The organism is Xanthomonas sp. JAI131 (assembly GCF_013410075.1).
Classification (GTDB): domain Bacteria; phylum Pseudomonadota; class Gammaproteobacteria; order Xanthomonadales; family Xanthomonadaceae; genus Xanthomonas_A; species Xanthomonas_A bonasiae.
Genome location: NZ_JACCCN010000003.1, coordinates 433,500 through 442,549, shown reverse-complemented (window position 1 = coordinate 442,549; position 9,050 = coordinate 433,500). Strand labels below are relative to the sequence as shown.

Annotated in this window: 10 protein-coding genes; 7 read left to right on the top strand and 3 right to left on the bottom strand. The window is 70.1% G+C overall.

Going from position 1 to position 9,050, the window contains the following annotated elements; translation table 11 throughout:
• Positions 1–256: 256 nt before the first annotated feature.
• Positions 257–721 carry a peptide-methionine (R)-S-oxide reductase MsrB gene (gene msrB, locus HDC36_RS14945; RefSeq protein ID WP_179568826.1) on the bottom strand — a complete coding sequence of 155 codons (465 nt, stop codon included), beginning with the start codon at positions 719–721 and terminating at the stop codon, positions 257–259.
• Between the two features lie 138 nt (positions 722–859).
• Between msrB and HDC36_RS14940 the strand changes: the two genes are divergently transcribed.
• Both HDC36_RS14940 and HDC36_RS14935 read left to right on the top strand, forming a co-directional pair.
• Complete coding sequence (locus tag HDC36_RS14940) at positions 860–1,258, top strand: hypothetical protein (RefSeq protein ID WP_179568824.1); 399 nt, start codon at positions 860–862, stop codon at positions 1,256–1,258.
• A 138-nt stretch (positions 1,259–1,396) separates the two neighbouring features.
• Entirely contained in the window at positions 1,397–1,774 is a 378-nt protein-coding gene (locus HDC36_RS14935; RefSeq protein ID WP_179568823.1) for a host attachment protein, read from the top strand.
• 356 nt (positions 1,775–2,130) lie between these two features.
• Here the strand turns inward: HDC36_RS14935 and HDC36_RS14930 are convergent, their stop codons facing one another.
• Complete coding sequence (locus HDC36_RS14930; protein ID WP_179568821.1) at positions 2,131–2,610, bottom strand: Lrp/AsnC ligand binding domain-containing protein; 480 nt, start codon at positions 2,608–2,610, stop codon at positions 2,131–2,133.
• 148 nt (positions 2,611–2,758) lie between these two features.
• Between HDC36_RS14930 and HDC36_RS14925 the strand changes: the two genes are divergently transcribed.
• Both HDC36_RS14925 and alr read left to right on the top strand, forming a co-directional pair.
• Positions 2,759–4,066, top strand: coding sequence for a D-amino acid dehydrogenase (locus tag HDC36_RS14925; RefSeq protein ID WP_179568819.1), 1,308 nt, complete (start codon positions 2,759–2,761; stop codon positions 4,064–4,066).
• Positions 4,045–5,118: an alanine racemase gene (gene alr, locus HDC36_RS14920; RefSeq protein WP_179568817.1), complete on the top strand. Its 1,074-nt coding sequence runs from the start codon at positions 4,045–4,047 to the stop codon at positions 5,116–5,118. The genes HDC36_RS14925 and alr overlap by 22 nt, the downstream gene beginning before the upstream one ends.
• A gap of 195 nt (positions 5,119–5,313) precedes the next feature.
• On the opposite strand, the gene HDC36_RS14915 is transcribed toward alr, so the two are convergent.
• Positions 5,314–5,883: a DUF3016 domain-containing protein gene (locus tag HDC36_RS14915; protein ID WP_179568816.1), complete on the bottom strand. Its 570-nt coding sequence runs from the start codon at positions 5,881–5,883 to the stop codon at positions 5,314–5,316.
• 207 nt (positions 5,884–6,090) lie between these two features.
• Between HDC36_RS14915 and HDC36_RS14910 the strand changes: the two genes are divergently transcribed.
• The 3 genes from HDC36_RS14910 (at position 6,091) to HDC36_RS14900 (ending at position 9,022) form a co-directional block, all read left to right on the top strand.
• Entirely contained in the window at positions 6,091–6,561 is a 471-nt protein-coding gene (locus HDC36_RS14910) for a hypothetical protein (protein WP_179568814.1), read from the top strand.
• 19 nt (positions 6,562–6,580) lie between these two features.
• Positions 6,581–6,829, top strand: a complete 249-nt coding sequence (locus HDC36_RS14905; protein ID WP_179568107.1) for a hypothetical protein — start codon at positions 6,581–6,583, stop codon at positions 6,827–6,829.
• Positions 6,830–7,018: 189 nt separating this feature from the next.
• Positions 7,019–9,022 carry an ATP-binding protein gene (locus HDC36_RS14900; protein WP_179568812.1) on the top strand — a complete coding sequence of 668 codons (2,004 nt, stop codon included), beginning with the start codon at positions 7,019–7,021 and terminating at the stop codon, positions 9,020–9,022.
• Positions 9,023–9,050 lie beyond the last annotated feature (28 nt).

The window sequence follows — 9,050 nt, the reverse complement described above, 5'->3', positions numbered from 1 at the left end:
CACGCGCAGGGGACAGCCGAGCATCGGCAGCGGCACACGTTCGCGCGCCGAAGCGAATGCGGTCTGCGCCGCTATCGCCGCGGTGCCCTGGCACGCGCAGCGCATCGGACTGCAGGCCTGCGCCGGCGGCCGGGTGCGGTGCGAGTGGGTTGCGCTGTGGGGCCGTGTCCGCGCGCGCTGCGCGGCAAGATCGGCAAACAACCAAAGGGGGCGCGTGGGTCACCCTCCGCGTCGCGCGGCGCCAGGCCGTCGCCGGTCAGGCCGGTTCGGTGTCGCCGCCGCCGCGCTGCAACGGGTTCGGCAGCGCCTGGCCCTGTTCGGTGAATTGCAGCGACACCGAGTTCAGGCAATGCCGCTCGCCGCTCGGCGGCGGGCCGTCCGGGAACACGTGGCCGAGATGGCTGTCGCAGCGTGCGCAGACGATTTCGGTGCGGATCATGCCGTGGCTGGTGTCGCGGATCTCGCGCACGTGGGCCGGATGGTAGGGCGCGAAGAAGCTGGGCCAGCCGGTGCCCGAATCGAACTTGGCGCTGGAACGGAACAGCGGCAGGCCGCACAGCCGGCAGCTGTAGACGCCTTCCAGCTTGTTGTCCAGGAACACGCCGCAGAACGGCGCCTCGGTCCCGTGCTGCAGCAGCACCCGCCGCTCTTCGTCGGTGAGCCCGGCGATCAACTGCTCGCGTTCGGCGGACGTGGGAGGCGTGAGGTCGAATCGGCTCATGGCAGGGGCCTGTGACGCGGAAGGATGCGCACAAGATGAGGGCGGCGGCGCCGCGATCAAGCCGCAGCGGCGGGGCATCGACGTGGCGCCCCGCTTGCGCTAGCGTCGGCGTTCCGATCACGGTGCTACGGAGCGGTTGTGCATCCTTCCCTCATTCGCCTGGCGGCCATCGCGTTGCTGGCACCGGCGCTGGCGACGGCGCAGAGCCTGAATCCGGCCCCGTCGTCGCCGACCGCCACCCGCCAGTCGACCGCGCTGGAATCGACGCCGGTGCCCAAGGCCGCGCCGGTGCGGTCCAGCCTGGACGATCGCCCGGCGTCCTCGCAGTCGCCCGCGCACAAGCCGGCCAAGGCCAAGCCGGCACCCGCCAACGGCGCCAATGTCGCCGCCGACCGCCGCCCGGTCAAGCTGTACGACCGCGGCGGGCGCGTCATTCCCGGCGCGGTGCAGGTCGGTCCCAACCGCGTGCTGGACACGCGCAGCGGCCGCTACTACAGCACCGTGCCCAGCGGCGACGGCCAGCGCATCGACGAGTAGGCGCCGATCGGCGGCCGGCATGGCCGTGGCGTGAAAGCGCGGCAACGGTCCGTGGTCGCGATCCTCACGAACCGCTTCCTAGACTGGCCCGACGCAGGCGCTCCCGCTGCCTGCGCCGTACCTTCGCTAGGAGAACCGATGAGCAAGCTTCCCGACAACACCCTGGTGGTCGTCGCCGATCGCGTCAGCGCACGCCTGTTCCGCACCAATCTGGCCGGCCAGACCTCGCTGCTGGAGCAGACCGAAGTGCTGACGCCCACGCCGATCGAGGGCGTCGAAGACGGCGACCGGCCGATGACCATGGACGAGGCCGGCTTCGTCCGCCAGCTGGCCGAGCGCCTGTACCAGAGCGCGCTGCGCAGCGACTTCGAGCACCTGGTGCTGGTCGCCGACCCGCAGACCCTGGGCCAGCTGCGGCCGCTGCTGCACAAGGAAGTCCAGAAGCGGGTGGTGTCGGAACTGGCCAAGAACCACGCGCACACCTCGCGCGACGAGCTGGAAAAGCTGCTGGCGTAAGCGCGTCCGATGCGCAGGCCGCTGCGGCATGCGCCCACTCCCTTCTCCTCTCGGGACCATGGTCCCCTTTTCGGGGAAGGTGCCCGAAGGGTGGATGAGGGTACGGGCGCAGCCTTATGCACCCAACTCCGCGAGACGCTTCGCGCCGGACCCTCACCCCAACCCCTCTCCCGATGGGAGAGGGGCTAGGGCTGCTCCCTTCTCCCGTCGGGAGAAGGTGCCCCGAAGGGGCGGATGAGGGTACGGGCGCAGCCTCGTGCACCCAAATGCCGCGAGTCGCTTCGCGCCGGACCCTCACCCAACCCCCTCTCTCCTACGGGACTTCCTTCGGTCGCCGGCAGGAGAGGGGCTTGCGCTCAGTCGGCGATCGGCAGGCTCAGCGTCTCCTTCACCTCTTCCATCACGATGTAGCTCTTGGACTCGCGCACGTGCGGCAGGGTCAGCAGGGTGCTGCCGAGCAGCTTGCGGTACGAGGCCATCTCGCTGATCCGCGCCTTGAGCAGGTAGTCGAAATCGCCGGAGACCAAGTGGCACTCCAGCACGTTGGGCAGCTTCAAGGCCGCGCGGCGGAACTCCTCGAAGATGTCGCCGGACTTGTAGGCCAGGCTGATCTCCACGAACACCAGCAGGCTGGCCTTGAGGAAGTGCGGGTCCAGCCGCGCGTAGTAGCCGGTGATGGCGCCATCGCGTTCCAGCCGGCGCACCCGCTCGGTGCACGGCGTGGTCGACAGGCCGACCCGCTCGCCCAGTTCGGTGAAGGAAATACGCCCTTCCTGCTGCAGAATGCGCAGGATCTTGCGGTCGATCTTGTCCAGTTCGCGGGCGCGTGCGGCCATGGCGCGGGTCTCGGTGGGCTGGGACAGGGGATTACCCTGCCGGGGATTCTAAAATCAGCGGAAAATCCTGGCTTGCGCTCCATATACTGCGCCTAAACCCATCCGTGGCGCCATTCAGCCAGGGATTTGATCCGACAGAGGTAAGCGCATGCGGGTTCTGGTTCTCGGCAGCGGTGTGATCGGCACGGCCACGGCGTGGTATCTGGCGCGCAGCGGCTGCGAGGTGACGGTGGTCGATCGCCAGCCCGCGGCCGCGCTGGAGACCAGCTATGCCAACGCCGGCCAGGTGTCGCCCGGCTACGCCTCGCCGTGGGCCGCGCCCGGGGTGCCGCTGAAGGCGCTGAAATGGTTGTTCCAGCGCCACGCGCCGCTGGCCATCACCCCCACCGGCGACATCCGCCAGTACCTGTGGCTGGCGCAGATGCTGCGCAACTGCACCGCCGAGCGCTATGCGATCAACAAGGCGCGCATGGTGCGGCTGTCCGAGTACAGCCGCGACTGCCTGGACCAGCTGCGCGCCGACACCGGCATCGCCTACGAAGGCCGCCAGCTCGGCACCACCCAGCTGTTCCGCACCCAGGCGCAGCTGGACGGCGCGGCCAAGGACATCGAGGTGCTGCGCGAGTACGGCGTGCCCTACGTACTGCTCGACCGCGCCGGCATCGCCCGGATCGAGCCGGCGCTGGCCAGCGCCCCGGCCACCCTGGTCGGCGCGCTGCGCCTGCCCAACGACCAGACCGGCGATTGCCGCCTGTTCACCCAGCGCCTGGCCGCGCTGGCCGCCGCGGCCGGCGTGCAGTTCCGCTACGGCGAGACGATCGACGGCCTGCATGCCGATGGCGACCGCCTCGACGGCGTGCGCATCGGCGGCCGCCTGGAGCGCGCCGATCGCTACGTGGTCGCCCTGGGCAGCTATTCTCCGCAGCTGCTCGCGCCGCTGGGCATCCGCCTGCCGGTGTATCCGTTGAAGGGCTATTCGCTGACGTTGCCGATCCGCGACGCGGCGCTGGCCCCGATGTCCACGATCCTCGACGAAACCTACAAAGTAGCGATCACCCGCTTCGACCAGCGCATCCGCGTCGGCGGCATGGCCGAACTGGCCGGCTTCGACCTGTCGCTGCCGGCGCGGCGCCGCGCCACCCTGGAAAACGTAGTGAACGACTTGTACCCGCGCGGCGGCGATCTGGCCCGCGCCGAATTCTGGACCGGGCTGCGCCCGGCCACGCCCGACGGCACCCCGGTGGTCGGCGCCACCGGCTACCGCAACCTGTTCCTCAACACCGGCCACGGCACCCTGGGCTGGACCATGGCCTGCGGCTCCGGTCGCTACCTGGCCGACCTGATCGCCCAGCGCCGGCCGCAGATCAGCGGCGAGGGCCTGGACATTTTCCGTTATTCGCGTGGCGCCTCGGCGCCCGTCGCAGAGGCAAGTTCGTGCGCCCAGCCCGTGCGTTGATCGATCTGCAGGCGCTGCGCCACAACTACCGCCTGGCCCGGCGACTGGGCGGCGGCAAGGCGCTGGCGGTGGTCAAGGCCGATGCCTACGGGCACGGCGCGGTGGCCTGCGCGCGCGCGCTGGAAGCGGAGGCCGACGGCTTCGCGGTGGCCTGCATCGAGGAGGCGCTGGAGCTGCGCCAGGCCGGCATCGCCGCGCCGATCCTGCTGCTGGAAGGCTTCTTCGACGCCGACGAACTGCCGCTGATCGCCGAACACAGGCTGTGGTGCGCGGTGGCCTCGCCGTGGCAGGTGGAGGCGATCGCCGCCTATGCCGCGCCGCAACCGCTGTGCCTGTGGCTGAAGCTGGACAGCGGCATGCACAGGCTGGGCCTGGCGCCCGACGAATTCCGTGCCGCGCATGCGCGGCTGAGCGCGCTGCCGCAGGTCGAGCGGCTGGTGCTGATGAGCCATTTCGCGCGCGCCGACGAACTGGACAGCGCGCGCACCCTGGAGCAGGCCGAGGTGTTCCGCCAGGCCACCGCCGGCCTGGCCGGCGAGACCAGCCTGTGCAATTCGCCGGGCCTGCTGGGCTGGCCGCAACTGCACAGCGACTGGGGCCGGCCCGGGCTGATGCTGTACGGCGCCGACCCGTTCGCCGCCGGCGCCGAGCTGCCGGGCGAGCTGCGCCCGGTGATGACCCTGCAGTCCAAGGTGATCGCGGTACGCGAGCTGGCGGTCGGCGAGCCGGTGGGCTACGGCGCGCGTTTCGTCGCGCCGCGGCCGACCCGGGTCGGCGTGGTGGCGATCGGCTATGCCGACGGCTATCCGCAGTTCGCGCCGAACGGCACCCCGGTGCTGATCGACGGGGCGCCCGGCGCGCTGATCGGGCGGGTGTCGATGGACATGCTGACCGTGGATCTCACCGAGCACCCGCAGGCCGGGCTCGGCAGCGAGGTGCAACTGTGGGGCGCGCAGCCGCGCATCGACACCCTGGCGGCGCGCTGCAGCTCCAGCGCCTACCGCCTGCTGTGCGGACTCAAGCGCGCGCCGCGGCAGTACCTGGACAGCTGAGCGGCCGCCGGCGCCTGACCGACGCCGCACCTTGTAGGAGCGGCTTTAGCCGCGACAGGCGGAGCGACAGACCTCCGGCGTCGGATACCGTCGGGGCTTAAGCCCCTCCTGCGTGCACCCAGCACCCTCACCGCGAGCGCCTTGTAGGAGCGGCTTCAGCCGCGACAGACAGGCCCCCGAAGACACGCCACCCGCTCAGCGCTCGGCCACCGCCGCCTTGTCGCGGAACTGGCGACGCAGCCAGTCGTCGAGCATCCGCTTCTCGTAGCGCAGCGGGTCGGTGTTCAGGCCGATCGAACTGTTCATCAGGTAGCTGCTGTCGAGCAGCTTGCGCTCGCCCTGCTCCAGCACCTGTCCATCGGCGCCGTACAGGGTGAACGTCAGGCTGATCCGCGGCGGGTAGATATCGCGCATCACCCGCACATCGTTCCATTGCGGGCCGTGCCAGGACTCGTAGTCGCCGGCGCGCTTGATGTCGGTCAGCTCCACCTCCAGCCGCTGGCCGGGCGCCAGTTGCTTGCTGGCGCGCTGCTGCAGGTAATCGGCCAGGTCGCGCACCCAGTCGCCGCGTTGCGCTTCCCAGCGATTGCGGCTGTAGCGCAGTTCGCTGAAGGCGGCGGGGTCGGTCCAGCGCACCTGCACCGGGCTGTCGCCCTCGGTGCTGCGCGCGGCCTGCGGATCGGTGACGTTGCGGACTTCGGCGGAGGCGCCGCCCGCCACCAGGCAGGCCAGGGCCAGCGCCGTCCAGGCATATCGGATCTTCATCGCGGATCTCCACGGAAACGGCCCCGCCAGTGTGTGCCTGCGCGGGCGCCGCCGCAATCGCGCCGCGCCCGCCGGCCGCCATCGTTCTCCGCCGGTTCATGAGCCCCGGCATGTGACGTGCGGTTCACGCTGCGTCGCCGCGTGCTTCACGCCGCCCGCGCGACCATCCGCACATTCACACATGAACACGATTCGGGGATCGATCGCATGAAGATGCCGCTGTTCCACCAGGCCCACGCAGCGTCGGACGTCCGCCTGCAGTTCATCGACTGGGCCAAGCGGCACGGGCACAGCCCGGCGAGCGGTGCGGCCAGTTTCGTCGATCAGCAGGCCGACCTGGATGCGGCGGCGCGCCACCTGCGCCTGAACCCGGGCGAAGACGTGCGTCAGGAACTGCGCCGCTACCTGGCCTCGCTGGGCGAGCAGCAGGACGTGGCCGTGCAGTTTCCGCCGATCTATGCCTACCGCAGTCCGCAGGGACAGGCGTTCCGCTATTCGCTGACCCTGGTCCTGGCCGAGAGCGGGGTCGAGTGGAAGGCGCGGGTCTGGACCGGCCTGGAATACCTGGGCCTGATCGTGGGCCGCGGCGCCGGCCCGCGCGCGAACTACACGCGCCTGGCGCGGATGGCGGTGGAGCACGAACTGGCCAGCGACAGCCCGCGTTTCACGCTGGGCTAGAGAGACAAGGAGACCACGCATGTCCTATGCAATCGCGCCCGACGACGTCGCCGCGCCCGAACAGTGCCGGCAGCAATGCCGCGAACTGGGGGTGGTGCGGGTGCAGCAGATGCTGGATCAGTCGCCACCGCCGCCGTGGCGGCAGGAGGCCGAACGCTGGCTGGAAGAGCAGGCGCTGCGCAGCGCGCGGTTGACCCAATGGGGCGTCATCGCCGGCATCGCGCTGTCCCTTCTGGGGATCGTGCTGGTCGTCGCTTTTCTCTGGTGACCCGGTGCGGCTGCAGCACCGGCCAGTCTGGCCGGCTTGACGGCAGCGGAGCGGCTTAACAAGATGCGGGGTCTGTCGCGCTGTTCCGGGCTGAGCATTTTCCGGTCCTGAGCCATCGTCATCGCGCCGCAGGCGCGGAGCGCGTCGTCGCCTCTGCCACCGCAGGCCGTCTTCAGAGCAAACTCCCTCATGCATGTCAGCACCGAATCTTCCTCCACGTCGCGCACGCAGGCGTCGGGCCTGCACTACCGCGAGATCTTCGACAAGATCGACTCCGGTTTCTGCGTGGTGCAGGTGCTGTTCGACGAAGCCCGACGCGCCGTCGATTACGTGTTCCTGGAGGTCAATCTGGCGTTCGAGCGCGAGACCGGCATGCGCGACGTGATCGGCCGGCGCATGCGCGAGCTGTCGCCGACCCACGAGGAACACTGGTTCCGCGCATACGGCGAGGTCGCGCTGAGCGGGCGCTCGACCAAGTTCGAGAACTACGCGTCCGCGCTGGGCCGCTGGTGGGCGGTGGATGCGTTCCGCATCGGTGCGCCGGAACAGTGCCTGGTCGCCGTGCAGTTCCTCGACATCACCGAACGCAAGCGCGTGGAGCGCGACCTGGCCGAGAGCGAGGCGCGCTTCAGCGCGCTCGCCGAGGGCCTGCCGATGCCGGTCTGGGTGCTGGACGCCACCGGCCAGTTGCGCTTCACCAATACCGCCTACGCCGAATTCTTCGGCATCGACCTGCAGGCCGATGACGCGCAGCCGGGTTGGGGCGACGTGCTGCATCCGCAGGACGCCGGCGTGTTCGCCTTCGAACTGCGCAGCGCGCTGGAAGAACAGCGCAACCTGCGCGCGCTGGTGCGGGCGCGCCGCCACGACGGCGCCTGGCGCTGGGTGGAAATGACCGCGGTGCCGCGCTATTCGGCCGAGGGCGAGTTCATCGGCCTGGCCGGCAGCAGCCCGGACGTCACCGAGCGCCGCGACATCGAACTGGCCCGCGAACAGCTGCTGGAATCGGAGCGCAGCGCGCGCAACGCCGCCGAGAGCATGGCGCGGCTGAAGGACGAATTCCTGGCCACGCTGTCGCACGAGCTGCGCACCCCGCTGACCACGATCCTTGGCTGGAGCGACCTGCTGCTGCAACGGCTGCCGCCGGGCGATCCGAGCAGCAAGGGCCTGTCGGTGATCGCCAGCAGCGCGCGCGCGCAACAGCGGCTGATCTCGGACATGCTCGATCTCAGCAGCATGCTGCTGGGCAAGGTGCAGCTGGAAATCGAGACGCTGGACCTGACCGAACAGGTGCGCGAGGCGCTGCGCGCGCAGGAGCCGGTAGCCGAAGGCAAGGACCAGGCGCTGAGCCTGCGCGAGCCGCCGCAGCCGTGCCTGGTGCTGGGCGATGCCACGCGCCTGCAGCAGGTGTTCTGGAACCTGTTGTCGAACGCGATCAAGTTCACCCCGGCGCATGGGCGGATCGAGCTGGTGATCGACCTCGATGCCGATGGCGAGCACGTGACGGTGGCGGTGCGCGATTCCGGCGACGGCATTCCGCCGGACTTCCTGCCGCACCTGTTCGGCCGGTTCCGCCAGGCCGACGGCACCACCACGCGTCTGCACGGCGGGCTCGGCCTGGGCCTGGCGATCGTGCAGCAGCTGGTGGAAATGCATGGCGGCCAGGTCAGCGCCGCCAGCGACGGCCGCGGCTGCGGTTCGGTGTTCACCGTGCGCCTGCCATTGCACCGCAATACGCCGGGCAAACGGCCGCTGCGCGAGGTGCGCGCCTTCGCGATGGCAGAGCAGGTGGTGGAGGCGTACGCGCTGAAGGGCATGCGCCTGTTGGCGGTGGAAGACCAGCCGGACATGCTCGAATACCTGCGGCGGCTGCTCGAGGAGCAGGGCGCCGAAGTGGTCGCGGCCGGTTCCGCCAGCGAGGCGCTGGCGGTGCTCGACGATGTCGGCCACGCCCGTATCGACGTGATGGTCACCGATATCGGCATGCCTGGCATGGACGGCTACGGCCTGATCCGCACGATCCGCGAGAACATGGGCCTGCAGGCGGCCGAGTTGCCGGCGGTGGCGGTGACCGCGCTGGCGCGCGACGACGATCGGCAGCGCGCCTTGCAGTCCGGTTTCCAGGAGCATCTGGCCAAGCCGTACAGCGTGGCGCAGTTGGTGTCCGCGGTGCGTTTCGCGCGGCAGGGGTAGCTCCGGCGTTTTTCCCGGGCATTCACGC

Coding starts and splice junctions, on each gene's coding strand:
- HDC36_RS14925 (WP_179568819.1), top strand. CDS start 2,759: ATGCGGGTTCTGGTTCTCGGCAGCGGTGTGATCGGCACGGCCACGGCG.
- HDC36_RS14905 (WP_179568107.1), top strand. CDS start 6,581: ATGTCCTATGCAATCGCGCCCGACGACGTCGCCGCGCCCGAACAGTGC.
- HDC36_RS14930 (WP_179568821.1), bottom strand. CDS start 2,610: ATGGCCGCACGCGCCCGCGAACTGGACAAGATCGACCGCAAGATCCTG.
- HDC36_RS14900 (WP_179568812.1), top strand. CDS start 7,019: ATGCATGTCAGCACCGAATCTTCCTCCACGTCGCGCACGCAGGCGTCG.
- HDC36_RS14915 (WP_179568816.1), bottom strand. CDS start 5,883: ATGAAGATCCGATATGCCTGGACGGCGCTGGCCCTGGCCTGCCTGGTG.
- HDC36_RS14910 (WP_179568814.1), top strand. CDS start 6,091: ATGAAGATGCCGCTGTTCCACCAGGCCCACGCAGCGTCGGACGTCCGC.
- HDC36_RS14935 (WP_179568823.1), top strand. CDS start 1,397: ATGAGCAAGCTTCCCGACAACACCCTGGTGGTCGTCGCCGATCGCGTC.
- msrB (WP_179568826.1), bottom strand. CDS start 721: ATGAGCCGATTCGACCTCACGCCTCCCACGTCCGCCGAACGCGAGCAG.